The 16,547-nt window shown below is 55.8% G+C and carries 15 protein-coding genes and 1 pseudogene; 12 read left to right on the top strand and 4 right to left on the bottom strand.

What is annotated here, in order from left to right; genetic code table 11:
- Positions 1–2 precede the first annotated feature (2 nt).
- Genes ACTHO6_RS15190 through ACTHO6_RS15175 form a run of 4 tightly spaced genes read left to right on the top strand, consistent with a single transcriptional unit; the run spans position 3 to position 5,000 of the window.
- On the top strand, positions 3–1,538 hold the full coding sequence (locus ACTHO6_RS15190; RefSeq protein ID WP_440242635.1) for a spore germination protein: 1,536 nt from the start codon (positions 3–5) through the stop codon (positions 1,536–1,538).
- Entirely contained in the window at positions 1,535–2,695 is a 1,161-nt protein-coding gene (locus ACTHO6_RS15185; protein WP_440242634.1) for a GerAB/ArcD/ProY family transporter, read from the top strand. Before ACTHO6_RS15190 ends, ACTHO6_RS15185 begins: the two co-directional genes overlap by 4 nt.
- A complete protein-coding gene (locus ACTHO6_RS15180) occupies positions 2,688–3,836 on the top strand; it encodes a Ger(x)C family spore germination protein (RefSeq protein WP_440242633.1) in 1,149 nt (382 codons plus the stop codon). The genes ACTHO6_RS15185 and ACTHO6_RS15180 overlap by 8 nt, the downstream gene beginning before the upstream one ends.
- A 12-nt stretch (positions 3,837–3,848) precedes the next feature.
- Positions 3,849–5,000, top strand: a complete 1,152-nt coding sequence (locus ACTHO6_RS15175) for a GerAB/ArcD/ProY family transporter (RefSeq protein WP_440242632.1) — start codon at positions 3,849–3,851, stop codon at positions 4,998–5,000.
- 41 nt (positions 5,001–5,041) lie between these two features.
- Here ACTHO6_RS15175 and sspI read toward each other — a convergent pair whose 3' ends face one another.
- The gene (sspI, locus tag ACTHO6_RS15170; RefSeq protein ID WP_440242631.1) at positions 5,042–5,278 is read right to left on the bottom strand and encodes a small acid-soluble spore protein SspI; all 237 of its coding nucleotides are present in this window, start codon (positions 5,276–5,278) and stop codon (positions 5,042–5,044) included.
- 187 nt (positions 5,279–5,465) lie between these two features.
- Here sspI and ACTHO6_RS15165 point away from each other — a divergent pair, with 187 nt between their 5' ends.
- Both ACTHO6_RS15165 and rlmB read left to right on the top strand, forming a co-directional pair.
- Positions 5,466–6,119, top strand: coding sequence for a potassium channel family protein (locus ACTHO6_RS15165; protein ID WP_440242630.1), 654 nt, complete (start codon positions 5,466–5,468; stop codon positions 6,117–6,119).
- 2 nt (positions 6,120–6,121) lie between these two features.
- Complete coding sequence (gene rlmB, locus ACTHO6_RS15160) at positions 6,122–6,937, top strand: 23S rRNA (guanosine(2251)-2'-O)-methyltransferase RlmB (protein WP_440242629.1); 816 nt, start codon at positions 6,122–6,124, stop codon at positions 6,935–6,937.
- A gap of 57 nt (positions 6,938–6,994) precedes the next feature.
- On the opposite strand, the pseudogene ACTHO6_RS15155 reads toward rlmB, so the two are convergent.
- Positions 6,995–7,111 (bottom strand): annotated as a pseudogene (locus ACTHO6_RS15155) (LysR family transcriptional regulator); the annotation flags it as partial.
- A gap of 142 nt (positions 7,112–7,253) precedes the next feature.
- On the opposite strand from ACTHO6_RS15155, the gene ACTHO6_RS15150 reads away from it, so the two are divergent.
- Positions 7,254–7,796, top strand: coding sequence for an NADPH-dependent FMN reductase (locus tag ACTHO6_RS15150; RefSeq protein ID WP_440242628.1), 543 nt, complete (start codon positions 7,254–7,256; stop codon positions 7,794–7,796).
- Between the two features lie 70 nt (positions 7,797–7,866).
- On the opposite strand, the gene ACTHO6_RS15145 is transcribed toward ACTHO6_RS15150, so the two are convergent.
- Positions 7,867–8,586: a DUF2225 domain-containing protein gene (locus ACTHO6_RS15145; RefSeq protein ID WP_440242627.1), complete on the bottom strand. Its 720-nt coding sequence runs from the start codon at positions 8,584–8,586 to the stop codon at positions 7,867–7,869.
- A 538-nt stretch (positions 8,587–9,124) separates the two neighbouring features.
- Here ACTHO6_RS15145 and pheS point away from each other — a divergent pair.
- The 3 genes from pheS (at position 9,125) to zapA (ending at position 12,955) form a co-directional block, all read left to right on the top strand.
- Complete coding sequence (gene pheS / locus ACTHO6_RS15140) at positions 9,125–10,159, top strand: phenylalanine--tRNA ligase subunit alpha (RefSeq protein ID WP_440242626.1); 1,035 nt, start codon at positions 9,125–9,127, stop codon at positions 10,157–10,159.
- Between the two features lie 15 nt (positions 10,160–10,174).
- Positions 10,175–12,598 carry a phenylalanine--tRNA ligase subunit beta gene (pheT, locus tag ACTHO6_RS15135; RefSeq protein WP_440242625.1) on the top strand — a complete coding sequence of 808 codons (2,424 nt, stop codon included), beginning with the start codon at positions 10,175–10,177 and terminating at the stop codon, positions 12,596–12,598.
- An 81-nt stretch (positions 12,599–12,679) separates the two neighbouring features.
- A complete protein-coding gene (gene zapA, locus ACTHO6_RS15130) occupies positions 12,680–12,955 on the top strand; it encodes a cell division protein ZapA (protein WP_005829271.1) in 276 nt (91 codons plus the stop codon).
- A gap of 139 nt (positions 12,956–13,094) precedes the next feature.
- Here zapA and ACTHO6_RS15125 read toward each other — a convergent pair whose 3' ends face one another.
- Positions 13,095–13,469 (bottom strand): phage holin family protein, encoded by a 375-nt coding sequence (locus tag ACTHO6_RS15125; RefSeq protein WP_440242624.1) that lies wholly within the window; start codon positions 13,467–13,469, stop codon positions 13,095–13,097.
- Positions 13,470–13,666: 197 nt separating this feature from the next.
- Here ACTHO6_RS15125 and ACTHO6_RS15120 point away from each other — a divergent pair, with 197 nt between their 5' ends.
- Both ACTHO6_RS15120 and ACTHO6_RS15115 read left to right on the top strand, forming a co-directional pair.
- On the top strand, positions 13,667–16,024 hold the full coding sequence (locus tag ACTHO6_RS15120; protein WP_440242623.1) for an endonuclease MutS2: 2,358 nt from the start codon (positions 13,667–13,669) through the stop codon (positions 16,022–16,024).
- 22 nt (positions 16,025–16,046) lie between these two features.
- Positions 16,047–16,457, top strand: a complete 411-nt coding sequence (locus ACTHO6_RS15115; protein ID WP_440242622.1) for a DUF350 domain-containing protein — start codon at positions 16,047–16,049, stop codon at positions 16,455–16,457.
- Positions 16,458–16,547 lie beyond the last annotated feature (90 nt).

The following is a 16,547-nucleotide window of genomic DNA, read 5'->3' as shown; positions in this document are numbered from 1 at the left end:
CGTTGAGCCAATTTTGGAAAGCGTGGCAAAAGCGGAAGGAAACCCTTCAGGAGAAGGCGTTACAGCATCATACCGTCAGAAGCATGGAACGTGTATCGGATAGAGAGCTGTCGTTGGAAATGGACGAAAATATTGTCATGATCGAGAAAGAGCTGGGAAAATGCGACGACCTGGTCGTGCGTCGCTTCCGGGACAAGCAGGATACGGAATGCGCGATTGTTTTTCTCGACGGGATGGTCGATCGCAACGTCATCAGCGAGTACATCATTGCGTACATGGCCAATCCGACAATCCCGGATCATCTCCCGGCTTCCAATGAGCTGGAATCGACGGACGGGCTGAGACAGGTCATTCGCAACATCCTGTCCGGAAGCGCGGTACTCTTCCGCAACGGCGAAAACAAAGCGTACTTGAACAACACGCGGGGCTGGGACCGCCGCGGCGTTGACGAGCCGCAGACAGAATCCGTCGTGCGCGGCCCGCGGGACGGCTTTTGCGAGACGCTCTGCGTCAATTCCGCTTTGGTCCGGTTTCGGCTGAAGGACCCGAATCTCCGGGTTCGCCATATGGTGATCGGCCAGCGAACGCAGACGGATGTGTACATCATGTACATCGAGGGCGTGGCCTACCCGCCGATGGTGCAAGAAGTGCTGGAGCGACTGGAGAAAATCAACGTCGATTCAATTCTGGAGAGCGGCTACATCGAGCAGCGGATTCAGGATCGCAGATGGTCGCCCTTTCCGCAGATTCAAAATACGGAGCGGCCGGACAAAGTCGTGGCGAACCTGTTGGAGGGCAAGGTGGGGATTCTGGTGGACGGGACGCCTTTTGCCTTGATTGCCCCGGCGGTGTTTTCCCAGTTTTACCAAAGCCCGGAGGATTATTACGAACGGTTTTACATCGCGACCTTGCTAAGGTTTATCCGCGTCATCAGCATGACCATTGCCCTGCTGTTGCCTTCTCTCTATATCGCCTTCAGCGCCTTTCACCCGGAGATGATTCCGTCCCGGCTCGTGATCGCCATGGCGGCCGGCCGATCGACAGTGCCGTTTCCATCGCTGGTGGAGGCGCTGTTCATGGAGCTGGCGATCGAGATATTGCGGGAAGCGAGCGTCCGGTTGCCGGGGCCGATCGGGCCTACCATCGGGATCGTCGGAGCGCTGGTCGTGGGGGAGGCCGCTGTTTCTGCCGGTCTGGTCAGCCCTGTCATGGTCATCATCGTGGCGGTGACGACCATCGGTTCCTTTGCTTCGCCCAGCTATAGTGCGGCTATCGCCATCCGGATGCTTCGTTTTCCGGTGATGATCCTTGCCGGGATGTTCGGTTTGTACGGGATCATGCTGTGCCTGATTGTCGTCCTGATTCATTTGTCATCGCTCAAGTCGTTCGGGGTGCCCTACATGTCGCCGCTTAGCCCGCTGAACCTGAACGGCATGAAGGATTTGTTAATCCGGGCCCCCCATTTTCTTATGACAAAACGTCCGACGATGTTTCATGTCCAAGATAAAATCCGCATGAGAGAGGATGAAAGACCGTGAGCAGGCAGGACGTGAGCAGCCGAACCCAGACGTTTTCCTTATGGCAGCAGACGTCCTTGATTACCAGTACGCTGATCGGGGTCGGCATCTTGACATTGCCGCGCTCCACCTCGGCCATCTTGTATGAAGCGGGATGGATGTCACCTGTGTTCGGCTCCGTCGTTGCCTTTGTGTCCGTGTGGATGATTGCGAAGCTCAGCCAACGGTTCCCGGGAATGACCTTTATCGAGTACAGCGCCATCGTCTGGGGAGCCAAACCACATTCGCGCATGGGCAGGTGGCTCAGCCTTCCCTGGATCATGGCCTACCTCGGCTTCATGTACGTTTCTACCGCGGTCGTTTCCCGCATCTTTGGAGAAGTGGTGGTGACTTCCGTGTTGCTCGATACGCCGCTGGAAGTCATCATTATCACCATGTTTTTGCTGGCATTCATCCTCTCTCTGCACGAGCTGGAAGTCGTGGCCCGCATCAACGAGCTGTTGCTGCCGATGGTGTTGCTTCCGGTACTGTTCATTGCTCTCGCCTCCTTTCAAAAGGCGGATTGGAACAATTTGCTGCCGTTCTTTCGCGCGAGCGGCTCTTCCCTGTTCAGGGGGGCTTACGAAGCGATCTACTCGTTTTCCGGCTACGAGATCATGCTGATTTTTTTCGCCTACGCGCGTGAAAACAAGGGCAAGGTGAAGGCGGGTTTTTACGGAATCGCCATCACGATGGTCATCTACACGCTGATTGTCGTGGCGGGCATTGTCGTATTCGGCTACGAGGAACTGCAACGGGTGGCCTGGCCGACTTTGGAGCTGGTCAAGACGACACAAGTGCCCGGACTGATCCTGGAAAGGCTGGAATCGGCTTTCCTGGCGGTTTGGGTAACCGCTGTTTTTACGACGGTGGCCAATGCGTATTACGCTGTCATATACGGGTTGCGCCAGTTGTTCAACCGCGGGATGGCCTTTCAGCGAATCCTCTCGGCCATCCTGTTCATCCCGCTGTACTTTGTCGCGCTGTGGCCGCAAAACACCGTCGAAATGTTTCGGATCAGCTCCTATTTGGGCATGTACAGCCTCATCCTCAATCTGGGGGTTCCCTTCCTCTATCTGACGATCCTGTTTCTCCGGGGCTTGGGGCGAACACAAAAGGAGAGGAATGCAGATGGCTAAAGGATGGCTTGGCTTGGCAGTGCTGGGCGTGTGCGTCGCTCTTTTGACGGGCTGCTGGGACAGAAGAGAACTGGAGGAGCGCACTTCCGTACTGGCCATTGCGGTAGATATGGTGGAGGGCGAAGAAAAAGAATTGTACCGATTGACGGTGCAAATTCCCATCCCGATCAAAATCGCCGGAAGCAGCGGACAGGGCGGCGGCGGGAATGCCGATGCGGTCAAAATCATGAGCGTAACGGGGCGGACGATTCTCGATGCCAACAACAATCTGCAAAGCCGACTGAACCAGAAGCTGTTTTTGGGCCATACCCGTGTGCTTGCCGTCAGTGAAGAAGTAGCGAGAAAAGGCATCGGCGATATTATGGACAGCTTTCGCCGGGAGCCGCAAATCCGTCGCTTAATGTGGCCGATCGTCGTGAAGGGGGAAGCGGCCACCTTGCTCAAAATCAAGCCCCAGCTGGCGCAAATTCCCGTCGTGTTTCTGATGGACCTGATCGAAAACGGAGCCAAAATGGGAACGATTCCCGATCAGACGCTGGGCGATTACTTCAACCAGACCTCCAACAAAACGATGCAAGCGTTTCTCAACTACGTCCAGGCGAGTGCGACAGAGGTGCGCTGGCGAGGGGTGGCTGTCTTTCGCGGTCACAAAATGGTAGGCACGCTTAACGAAGTGCAGTCGTGGTCGTTTTTGCAGCTGAGAAACGAAGAGCGCGGAGGCGATGTCGTCATTCCGCTGCCGAATACGGAGAACGGCTACGTGACATTCCGCCCCCATTTTGTCAAGACGAGACTGGAGCTGAAAAGCAGCAAAAGCAAAGGGGTGCATGCCGCGACGTTTTTCTGTGAGTTGCAGGGCGATATCGTCGAATTGACCGTCAACACGAAAATGTCCCCGGAAGCATTCATTCAGAACATGCAGCGGCTGATTAAAAAAGAGATGGATGACCGGGCGAAAAAGCTGATATACCAGCTGCAAAAAGAATACAACAGCGACATCTTGAAGCTCGGACTCGCACTCCGGGCGCACCATTACCGGGATTACTGGGAGACGCACGACTGGGTGAAGGATTTTAAACAGTTTCCGATCGGTGTGGACTACACGATCAAAATTCGCCGTCTAGGGATGGAAATGCAATAGGAGCCGATGAAGATGGAAAACCAAAGGGGCAACATCAGTACATGGCAACTTATCGCGATCCTCATTAGCTCGATGATCGGCGTGGGCATTCTTTCCTTGCCGCGTACAGCCAGCACGGAACTACAGGAGGTGGGCTGGCTGGGTCCTCTCCTGTCCGGAGTGATTACGGTCTTCCCGCTTATGGCGATCAGCTACCTCGGCAGACAGTATCCGGGGCTCACCTTTGTGGAATACGGTCCGCTCGTCTTTGGCGGCCGGCGTCATCAGCGATTAGGCAAAATGATCCATGCGCCATGGGTTCTTTTGTACCTCTTGTTTCAATTTTTGAATACGGGGATGGTCGCGCGCGGGTTCGGCGAGGTAATTGTCACGTCTGTGTTGCTGGAAACGCCTCTTGAGGTCATTTTGCTGACGCTGTTCTCGATCGTCCTGTTTTTGTGCATGCACGAAGTCGAGGTGCTGGTCAGGGTCAATGAGCTTTTGTTTCCCATCATGTTTGTTCCGATCCTCATCATTCCGTACGTGACGATCAGTAGCGCGAGCTGGTACAATCTGCTACCGTTGCACATCGATTCATGGCAGGGAGTTGTCAGTACCGCGATCGGAACGTTTACGGTATATTCGGGGTTCGAACTGATGATGATCTACTTCGGGCTGGCCATGCCGGGAGCGCGCATTTCGCTGGCGACCTGGAGCGGCTTTGCGTTCACGCTTGTGTCGTATGTGCTTACTGCCGCAGCGGGCATTGTGGTATTTGGCTACGAAGAGTTGCAGCATCTGATCTGGCCGACGCTGGATATGGTCAAGACGGCGCAACGCACCGGCTGGTTTCTGGAACGGATGGAGTCCGCTTTTCTCACCATCTGGATGGCGTCGGTTTTTACGACGTTCGGCAATATGTACTACTCCATGATTTACGCCACGCGGCTGTGGCTGAAGAAGGGAATCCGGTTTCAGCGCATCATTGCGCTCGTGTTCATCGTCCCGCTGTTTTACGTCTCGCTGTGGCCGCAAAACATCGTCGAATTTTTTGCTTATACCCAGAAGCTGACGTATTTCAGCTATTTGCCAACCGTGCTTTTTCCAATTTTGCTGGCTGTGATTCACTGGATTCGCTCGCACTCTTCGCATCAGGTGGCCGAACACAAAAAAGGAGGGACGTAGCCTCGTCTCTCCCTTTTGCTTTCGTTCGATTGGTTTTGCCGTTACATCGGCTTTTCCGCTTGGGCGGGCAGATGGGAAGCGATTGTCTGGACCATCTCCTGGCGGGCGGACGCATCGCTGTTTTGCCACAACACTTCAAACAGGACCCCCAGACCAGGCAAGGTTTTTTCCTGGCCGCTTGCGATCGCATCGGTGATCGTCTCTTCTACCGCTGCCGAATCCGAGCCTTGCATTTTGTACATGATCGCTTGACGCAAATTGAGCGAGGCAATGTTCATACCGTAGCCAGCACCTCTCTTGTGAGAATGAATTCATCCGTTAGTATTTGTCTCGGCCGGATTGCTCATACTCCCTTTGTCGCGGGGAATTTCCCTGTACGGATCTTTTGGTTTCGTCTGTGCAAAGCGGCGTGGTCTAGTGCTATAATGCATGATAGTCGAGATAGGAACGAAGGAGAAGATCACCATGTCAAAACAGTTTGCCATTATCGGAATGGGACGCTTTGGCTCCAGCGTGGCGCGGACGTTGTACGAGATGGATTACGAAGTGATGGGCATCGACGAAAACGAAGAGCGCATCAACGAAAATATTCAGTACGTCACCCACGCCGTAGCGGCTGATTCCACAGATGAGCGCGCGTTGAAGGAAATCGGCATCCGCAACTTCGACGTGGTCGTCGTGGCGATCGGGGTAGACATTCAGGCGAGCATCCTCACTGTCTTGACGCTCAAGGAGCTGGGCGTGAAAAAAATCGTCGCAAAGGCGCAAAATGAGCGGCACGGACAAGTCCTGTACAAAGTCGGGGCGGACCGGGTCGTTTTCCCGGAGCGGGATATGGGCGTCCGCGTGGCGCACAACCTCATTTCGGCCAATGTTCTCGACTTTATCGAGCTGGCGGAGGACTACAGCGTGGCCGAGGTGGTTGCGTCGTCCAAGCTGGTGGGGCAAAACCTGAGGCAGCTGGACATCCGCAGAAAGTACGAGGTCAACGTCATCGCGATCAAAAGCGGGGACAAATTCAATATCGCCCCGAGCCCGGATGAAGTGATCCAGCACGGAGACGTTCTGGTGGTCATCGGAAACAACAAAGATTTGAAAGCATTTGAGGAGCGGGCATAACCATGGCACATGAAATCATTACTTCGGTTCAAAATCCGCTGGTGAAAAGACTGTACCAGCTGCTTGAGAAAAAAGGCCGGGAGGAGCAGGGGCGTTACCTGGTCGAAGGCGCGCACCTGGTGGAGGAAGCGCTGAAAAGCGGGGCAGAAGTGACGACCATCCTGTACGATCAGGAGCGAAGCCTCGATCCTGCCTGCCAACGGGCATTGGCTAACGACCCCCAGGCGACACAGGTGATAGCGGCATCTGCTGCTGTTTTGGCCAAGCTCTCGGAAACAAAGTCGCCGCAAGGAATTGTGGCGGAAGTGAAAAAGACGGCAAGCGACTGGGATGAATGGATAAGCAGGCTGGCTGAAAAAGACAAGGCCCTGCTCCTGTTTCTCGACGAGATTCAGGACCCGGGCAATCTGGGCACGATTTTGCGCACGGCAGAGGCCGCCGGCGCAGATGGGGTCGTGCTGGGCAAAGGCAGCGTCGACATCTACAACGGAAAAGTCGTGCGGGCCACCATGGGCGCGATGTTCCGCCTGCCTGTCTTTTCGCGCGAGCTCGTTGCTACGGCAGGCGAGTGGAAGCGGCGCGGCGGTCGTGTCCTCGTCTCTTCTCTGGCGCAAGACAGCGTCTCCTACGATCAGGCGGACTACTCCGGCAAGATCGCGCTCGTCATCGGCAACGAGGGGCGAGGCGTGTCCAAAGAGATGCTGGCGTGCGCCGACCAGTTCGTACACATTCCGCTGTACGGCAAAGCGGAGTCGTTGAATGCCGCAGTGGCGGCGGGAATTTTTGTGTATGAGGCGCAGCGCAGCAGAAGGCGGTAACACCCAACGAGGGATACGGGGCCAACATCCCGTGTCCCTGTTTTTTGGAGCGTGCTGGCCCGCTTCCGCCGATTCGGCAAAATAGGTGATGAGAAAGTCGCGAAACTTGTGTGCGGCGTGGGAGAGGTACCGCTTCTCGTGCCAAACAAGCTGAAAATGGCGCTGGCAAGCGGGATGTAAGTGATTGTAAAATAAAGCATACAGGCATACAACACGAATGTCGCTACTTGCTTGATTTGGTTCTTGGGGCCTTGCCTGCGCGCATAGGCTGGTTTTGGTGGAGCGAACGAATCAGAATGGATGGGAGGATGTTGGGATGACATCGTTGCGCATTGGGATTATTTTGGGCAGCACGCGTCAAGGAAGGGTAAGTCCGCAGGTAGGGAATTGGGTCAAGGAAATTGCCGACGCGCGGGGAGACGCCACGTACGAAATCGTCGACATCGCCGAGTTTCGACTGCCTTTTTTCGGAGAAGGCACGGGCCAGGAGCCTGGCTTGGCCGCTTGGGCCAACAAGCTGTCCAGCCTGGACGGATTCGTATTTATCGTCGCGGAATACAATCACAGCATTACGGGCGCTTTGAAAAATGCCCTGGATTCCGCACGCAACGAATGGAACCATAAGGCTGCCGGCATCGTCAGCTATGGCTCCACGGGCGGAGCGCGCGCCGCCGAGCATTTGCGGGGAATTTTGGGTGAGCTGCTCGTGGCCGACGTCCGTGCGCATCCAACGTTTTCGCTCTTTGCCGATTTCGAAAATTTTCAAACATTCAAACCGGCAGAATTGCATGTGGAGAAAATAAACGCGATGCTGGATGAAGTGATTGCGTGGAGCGGCGCGTTAAAAACGTTACGATAAATGCCGCTGCTGCACCAGCTCGCGACAGAAAACAGGCATCTCAACGTGGTTGAAATGCCTGCTCTTTTTGTCAGCCGATCTTTTGCTCGCTTTTTTTCGCTTTGGATTCCTCGCGCGCCAACTGCCACTGGTCCTGCGCCATGCGGATGATGCCGCTCTCGATCGTCTGATGGCGAAAGGCGAGCGCCTTGCCGAAATAGCGGATGGCCCGATCGAATTTTTCCAGACGGCGATACAGCTCGCCGATCAGGTACAGCAGTCTGACCTCAGACATTTCCTTGTCGCCGCGCGCATAATCAGAGTGGATGTACGACTTCTCATACTCGTCGACCGCCATCGCGATGAAGCGCAGCTCTTCCGGGAGATTGTCCTGGTAGCGATACAGCCAGGCGAGCCGCAAGTACAGGCCGGCTTTGACCGAGTGCGGCTGATCCGTCAACTCGGCGGCGTAAATCGCCAGCTTGTAGCTGACAATCGCTTCCGGCACTTTGCGAATCGAGCCGAAGTCTTTTGGCTTCCACTTCGAGGAGATATGCTCCGCGACCGCCTGTTTTTGCCACGGAGCGAGCTTGCTTGTGAACGGATCGGTGAAGGCAAAGCCGCATGCCGGGCATACGTTGACGGTATACAAGATCGGATTCAGCGACTGCTCCTTGAACGTCGTATAGAAGTCACTGTCGCGGTGAATCATGGTAAGAGCGCCGCTTCTGATCCGTTTGGTAGAGAAGGCCGTTTGGCAATGGCGACAGATGCATGTCTTATCATAAAGGGCGGTAACCTTTTCGATCATGTCAAAAGTCCCCTTTCGGATTTGCGAAAATCGAACTAGGACGAACGCGCGATATGTACCATTTGGAGAATTGAAAACTTTCTCTTGGTGCGCTATAATCGTTTACATCTCGATTATAACCCAAAGCGATGACGGAGACTAGTACGCAGGTCCTATCTGTTTTTCAGGGAGAAGGTGCCACAGACTGCAAGCATCTTTAGCACGATAGCTGCCGAATTCCCTCCAAAGCCGCACTCTGAACCGCTTTTGGCGCAGTAGGAGCAGCCGGGTCATTCCCGTTACCAATGAACGGAAGTGAGACAGAAGTCTTGCGCGTTCTTCGTGATAGGGGTACCGTTTTGTCACGAGGCGAGCTGTCTGTCTAACAAGGGTGGTACCGCGAGAAAAAAAGTAACTCGTCCCTTTTGGGGGCGGGTTTTTCTTTTTATCCAGATAAGAATAAAAAAAATTCTTATCCGGTCAAAAGACAACGAAGGCTATGCCCATGCTTGGCGCAGCCCGCGTTTTCGAATCCACAGAAACAAAGGAGCGATACGAAGTGCAAACTCGGTTGCAAGAAATGAAGGAGTCCGCCCTGGGGCAAATCAGCCAGGTGACGGAAGCTGCACAACTTCAGGATTTGCGCGTCAAATATTTGGGGAAAAAGGGCGAACTGACCGAACTGCTGCGCGGAATGGGCAGTCTGTCCCCCGAAGAGCGCCCGGTCGTCGGCCAACTGGTCAACGAAGTGCGGGAAGCGCTGGAGTCCGCTTTTTCCGCCAAACAGCAGGCGATGGAGGAAGCGGCGCTGCATGCGAAGCTGTCGTCCCAGACGGTAGACGTCACCTTGCCAGGGCGTCCGGTGCCTGCCGGAACGATGCATCCGCTCTCCCGCATCATCGAGGAGATCGAAGACATTTTCATCGGCTTGGGCTTCGAGGTGGCAGAAGGACCAGAGGTGGAGATGGACCACTTCAACTTCGAAATGCTCAACCTGCCCAAAGACCATCCGGCGCGCGACATGCAGGATACGTTTTACGTGACCGACGAAATTTTGATGCGCACCCATACGTCTCCGGTCCAGGCGCGCACGATGCTGAAAAAAGAAGGCAAGACACCGGTGAAGATCATCTGTCCCGGAAAAGTGTATCGCCGCGACGATGACGACGCGACCCACTCCCACCAGTTCACGCAGATCGAGGGTCTGGTGATCGACAAAGGCATCGGCATGAGCGATCTGAAGGGGATTCTGCTGACATTTGCCCGCCAAATGTTCGGGGCGAACCAGCAAATCCGCCTGCGTCCGAGCTTCTTCCCGTTTACCGAGCCTAGCGCGGAGGTCGATCTGCAATGCTTCAACTGCGGCGGTCACGGTTGCCGCGTGTGCAAGCAAACGGGCTGGATCGAGATTTTGGGCTCCGGCATGGTGCATCCGCGCGTGCTGGAAATGGCCGGCTACAATCCGGAAGAAGTCAGCGGCTTTGCCTTTGGCATGGGGGTAGAGCGCATCGCGATGCTCAAATACGGAGTGGAGGATATCCGCCATTTTTATACCAACGACGTTCGTTTCCTGCGTCAGTTCAACCGAGGCTAGAGAGGAGAGGCAAAGATGAAGGTATCGTATCAATGGTTATCCGAATACGTCGATCTGAGTGGAACGACGCCCCAGGAGCTGGCTGAGAAGCTGACTCGCAGCGGGATTGAGGTAGACGCGGTAGAATCGCGCAACGCTGGTGTTTCCGGTGTCGTGATCGGATATGTCAAGGAACGCAGCAAGCACCCGGACGCGGATCGTCTGAGCGTCTGCGTGGTCGATGTCGGGCAAGGCGAAGACCTGCAAATCGTCTGCGGTGCGCCCAACGTGGACAAAGGGCAAAAGGTGCTCGTAGCGACGATCGGCGCAAAGCTGCCCGGGGGCTTGAACATCAAGCGCTCCAAGCTGCGCGGCGTGGAATCCCAAGGCATGATCTGCTCGGCAAAAGAACTGGGCCTAAACGACAAGCTGCTGGCAAAAGACCAGCAGGAAGGGATCATGGTACTGCCGGACGATGCGGAAATCGGGATGGATGCAATCTCCTACCTCGGCCTGGACGACTACGTGCTGGAGCTGGGGCTGACGCCAAACCGCTCGGACTGCCTGAGCATGCTCGGCGTTGCCTACGAGGTGGCCGCTATCTTGGGCAAGGAAGTGGTGCTGCCGCAAATCGAACTGACGGAAGACGGCGGCGAGAACCCGCTGCAAGTCACGATCGCTGCCGAAAACGAATGCTACCAGTACCACGGCCGTCACTTCACGAATGCCAAAATCGCGTCTTCCCCGCAATGGTTGAAAAACCGCCTGATGGCAGCAGGCATTCGTCCGATCAACAACGTGGTCGACGTCACCAACTACGTTTTGCTGGAGTACGGGCAGCCGCTGCACGCATTTGACGCGGCGAAAGTTCAGGACCGCACGATTGTCGTCCGCCTGGCGAACGCTGGGGAAAAGCTCGTTACGTTGGATGACCAGGAGCGCGAGCTGGATGAGCAGACGCTTTTGATCGCCGACCCGGCAAAAGGCTTGGCGATTGCAGGAGTGATGGGCGGCGCCAACTCCGAGATTACGAATGAAACGAGCGAGATCATCCTCGAAGCCGCCTGGTTTACGCCAAAAACAGTACGCCGTACAGCACGCACACTGGGCATGCGCACGGAAGGCTGCGTCCGCTGGGAAAAAGGCGTCGATCAGGCGCGCGTGCAGGAAGCAGGAGAGCGCGCTGCGGCTTTGATCCAGCAGTTGTCCGGGGCCACTGTGTCCAAGGGCGTCCGCTCCGCAGTCGTAAGCGAAGCGAAGCCAGCAGTCGTATCGGTGACCTTGGACAAAATCAATCAGCACCTGGGAACGAGCCTGTCCGCCGCAGACGTTTCTCCGATTTTTACGCGCTTGCAATTCCCGTTCACACAAGCAGGCGACAGCTGGACCGTTACGGTGCCGACCAGACGCGGCGACATTACGCTGCCGGAGGATCTGGTGGAGGAAGTCGCGCGTCTGTACGGCTACGATAACATCCCGACCAGTCTGCCAGCCGGCACGACGACGCAAGGTCAACTGACGCACGAGCAAAAGCTGCGCCGCACGATTCGTCACCACCTGATCGGCATCGGCTTGAACGAGGCGATCTCCTATGCGCTGGTACACCCGGACCGCGTGGAGGCAGTAGCCGGTTTGCACCAGGAGAAGGTCAATCCGGTGTCGCTGTTGATGCCGATGAGCGAGGAGCGCAGCACATTGCGCACCAGCCTCGTTCCTAGCCTGCTGGAAACCGTCGCGTACAATAAAAACCGCCAAAATCACGACGTCGCCATTTTTGAGCTGGGCCGCGTGTTCTTGACTTCCGAAGAATCGCTAACGCAGCTTCCGGAAGAGCGTCTGTACGTGGCGGGTGCGCTGACAGGGCAACTGCTGCCGCAAAACTGGATGGGAGCCAAACAGCCTGTCGATTTTTACCAGGTGAAAGGGATCGTCGATTCGCTCCTGGTTCGCCTCGGCATCCGCACCGCGCAGTACAAAGCGGCAGCGGACATTGCCGGCATGCATCCGGGCCGTACAGCGGAAGTATGGGCAGGCGACCAACGGCTGGGCTATCTGGGGCAAGTTCACCCCGTTACGGAAAAAGCGTACGACCTATCCGAAACGTATGTGTTCCAATTGGATGTGGCCGCGCTGATCGAGGCGGCTGCCGAGGTCGGACACTACAGCCAACTGCCGAAGTTCCCGGCCGTCACCCGCGACCTGGCGCTGGTCGTGGATCGCAGCGTGCCTGCGGGGGCGTTGGAAGCGACCATTCGCGAAGCGGCAGGGGAGCTGCTGGAATCGCTGACCCTGTTCGATGTGTACACAGGCGAGCGGATCGCCCAGGACAAGAAGAGCATGGCGTTCGCGCTCGTGTTCCGTCACGCGGAGCGCACCTTGCAGGATGAAGAAATCCAGCAGGTGACAACCGCTGTCGTCGAAGCGTTGAAAAACCGGACGGGTGCCGAACTGCGGATGTAAGATGGCTTGACGAACTCTGACATTTTCAGTAACCTAAAAAGGATACAGTAGAGCAAAGGTCGCAGTAGGGAGGAACCCCTCGTGCAAGGTGATGGGAAAAATCGTTTGACGGTGGATATCTTCGGCCAACAATACCGGCTCAGTGGCAAGGCAAGTGTCAATCACATACGCATGGTGGCCGGTTTCGTTGATGACAAGATGAACGAAATCGCGAACGGCAACCATCGACTGGACACGGCTAAAATTGCCGTACTCTCTGCGGTAAACATTGCGGATGAATACTTCCGCTTGCGGCAGGAGTACGAAGAACTGCTGAAGATCCTTCAGGAAGATGCAAATGACAAGCCGATAGATTAAGGAGAAAAGAGGGGCGCTGGCCTCTCTTTTCGCGTTGTACGGCAAAAGCTTGGACCAAAAAGGAGGGGCAACGGAGTAGTCAAGCTGAAAAAGAGCCAGCCCGCCTAGGACGGGGTGGCTCTTTTCGCTTCCAGCAAGCTTAGCTCTCTTGGCGGTTTCCGGCATCTCCATTGCGCATGTCCATATGCGTCTTGATCGGGATGAACAAGTCGATGATCCCGATGACCAAAGACGCCAGCAGCGCTCCGATGACGGTGACATGGAAACCGGAGACGATAAACTGTGTCACGTAGATCACGACAGCGCTGACGAGGAAGCCGATGATTCCGCGATTGTATGGGGAAATACGATCTCCGAACATGGCTTCAACAACCCAGCCCAACAGGGCAATGACAACGGCGGCAAGAAAAGCAGTCCAGAAGCTGCTTACGGAAAACCCGGGTACCAGAAAGCCGACGAACATCAGAACGACGGCGGCGACGACAAAGCGGACGAGATGACGCATGATCGTCATGTAGACTCCTCCTTTTTTTAATGGGTTCAGTTTCATTCTGGCTTTTTCAGGGCTGAACTATGCCAAAGCGGGCGCGTGTAAAATTATCCTTGGGCCGGTTGACATGATATAATGAAGAAATCGTAGCGATTGAAGTTCAGATCGTTGTCCGCTTCCGCGCTGACGACGGTCGCCGCTGAGGAAACAAGGAGGATACAGTGGAACAACGGGTAGTGAAAACACTGGAATACGATAAAATCATCGCCTTGTTAGTGGACAAGGCGTCTTGCTCCTATGGAAAAGAAAAAGCAGCGAAACTGACCCCCTTCGTGCGGCTGGACGAAGTCAAAATCGCCCAGCAACAGACCGAGGAGGCTGCCACTGTCCTGCGGTTGAAAGGAAGCGTTCCGCTGGGCGGCATTCGCGATATCCGCGCTTCCGTGCAGCGAGCCAGGCTGAATGCGATGCTCGCGCCGATGGAGCTTTTGGACATCGCCAGCACAGTCATGGCGGGGCGCCGGTTGAAGACGTTTTTGCTGGACTTGTGCGAGGACCACGACCTGTCGCTCATCAAGCAGCAGGCCGAGCGCATCGAAGGCTTGCGTGAGCTGGAAATGGAAATTCGCCGCTGTCTGGACGAAAACGGAGAGGTGATGGACAGCGCCAGCATGGAGCTGCGCCAGGTTCGCCAGGAAATCAGGCAGGTGGAGTCGCGCATCCGGGAAAAGCTGGATCAGATCACGCGCTCCTCCTCTTACCAAAAAATGCTGATGGAAAGCATCGTCACGATTCGCGGCGATCGCTTTGTCATTCCCGTGAAGCAGGAATACCGCCACGTGTTCGGCGGGATCGTCCACGATCAGTCCGCTTCCGGAGCAACGTTGTTCATCGAGCCGGAAGTGATCGTATCGATGAACAACAAGCTGCGCGAATTGCGGCTTAGGGAAGAGCGCGAGATCGAGCGGATTTTGTACGTGCTCACCGAGCAGGTCGCTTTTGCCGTGGAAGCGCTCGTCGAGAATATCGACGCGCTGGCCGAGCTTGACTTCATGTTTGCCAAGGCCCAGCTTGCCTGGAGCATGAAAGCCGTCTGTCCCAAGCTGAACGACCGCGGCTATTTGCAGCTGAAAAAAGCGCGCCATCCGCTGATCCCGCGCGAAGTGGTCGTTCCCGTCGACGTCGAGCTGGGCGGAGAGTACCAGGCGATTGTCGTGACAGGTCCGAATACGGGCGGGAAAACCGTTTCGCTGAAAACAATCGGGCTTTTGTCGCTGATGGCCATGTCGGGTCTGCACATCCCGGCGGAGGAAGAGAGCGAGATGACCGTGTTTTCTTCCGTGTTCGCCGATATCGGAGATGAGCAGTCCATCGAACAAAGCCTGTCCACGTTTTCCAGCCATATGACGAATATCATCTCGATCCTGGAAAAGATGGACGAGAAGAGCCTCGTGCTGTTCGACGAGCTGGGAGCGGGGACCGACCCGACAGAGGGGGCTGCGCTCGCCATGGCGATCATCGACCACGTGATTGATTCCGGGGCCAGACTGGTCGCTACTACGCACTACAGCGAACTGAAGGCGTATGCCTACGAGAGGCCGGAAGTCATCAACGCCAGCGTGGAGTTCGACGTGCAAACGCTGCGACCGACGTATCGGTTGCTCGTCGGCGTGCCGGGACGCTCCAACGCTTTTGCCATTGCCAGACGACTGGGACTGCCTGAGGCGATCATCGAGGTAGCGCGCGGTTCCATCAGCGAGGAAGACAACCAGGTGGAGAGCATGATCGCGTCACTGGAGCGCAATCGCAAATCGGCCGAAGCGGACAGACAGGCAGCGGCGGCGGCGAGAAAAGAAGCGGAGGAATTGCGCCGTCAGCTGGAGGAGGAACGCGCCCGGTTTGCCGAGGAGAAAAACAAGCTTTTGGAGCGGGCCGAGGCCGAGGCGCGAATCGCCGTGCAGTTGGCAAAAGAAGAGGCCGAGACGATCATTCGCGAGCTGCGCGAGATGAGAGACGAAGGTGTGGAGATCAAGGAGCACCGGCTGATCGAGGCGAAAAAACGACTCGGCAATGCCGTGCTTGAGCTGGAGAAGGAAAAGGTGAAAAAGCCGGCCAAGGCTGTTCGCGCCACCCAGATCAAGGTGGGCGATGAAGTCATGGTCACCAGCTTCGGCCAAAAAGGAACCGTGCTGGAAAAGGTCAACAACGACGAATTCCTCGTCCAGATCGGGATCATGAAAATGAAGGTCAGACGCGAAGACATGAACGTGCAAAACGCGATGGCACAGAAGCCGCAAGCCGCGCCGTACACTTCTGTCAAGCGCAGAACGGCCAGCATCAAAATGGACCTCGACCTGCGCGGATACAACGTGGAGGACGCCATCCGGGAAATTGACCAGTTTCTCGATGATGCGCTTTTGGCCGGACTGCACTCGGTTTCCATCATTCACGGACACGGCACGGGCGTTTTGCGCAAAGGTGTGCATGAATATTTGCGACGCCACCGCAACGTCAAATCCTTCCGCCTGGGCGGACAAGGGGAAGGCGGCGTTGGCGCGACCATTGTCGAACTGAAATAGAGAGAGCGCGGGAGGAGATTTCATGGCAGGCCTTTTGCACAATCCCTATTTTGCAACTGCCGCTTACTTTACCGTTACCGGACTGGCGATGATTTTGTTTTTGGCGATTTTCGAGCTGGTGACGCGCTATCGGGTGTGGGTAGAGTTGAAGCGCGGAAACATGGCCGTCGCGATGGCAACGGGCGGAAAAATTTTTGGCATCGCCAATATTTTCCGCTATTCGATTCAGGCGAATCTTTCGTTGGGGCAGGCTTTGATCTGGGGGACATTCGGCTTTGGCTTGCTTCTGATCGCTTACTTTATTTTTGAATTCATGACGCCCTCGTTCAAGGTGGATGAGGAAATTGCCAAAGACAACAGGGCGATCGGCTTCATCGCAATGGTCCTGTCCATCGGTTTTTCGTATATTATCGGGGCGAGCCTGTCCAGGTAAGGAAACAACCCCTTGTTGAACGATATTTCAATCGGGAGTATAATTAGGTTTTGGCAGAGCGTTCCGCACGTTTTTCCCGGACGGTGCGGT

Origin of the sequence: Brevibacillus sp. SAFN-007a (assembly GCF_051967035.1) — a bacterium.
GTDB lineage: Bacteria > Bacillota > Bacilli > Brevibacillales > Brevibacillaceae > Brevibacillus.
This window is presented reverse-complemented; position numbering and strand designations above follow the sequence as displayed.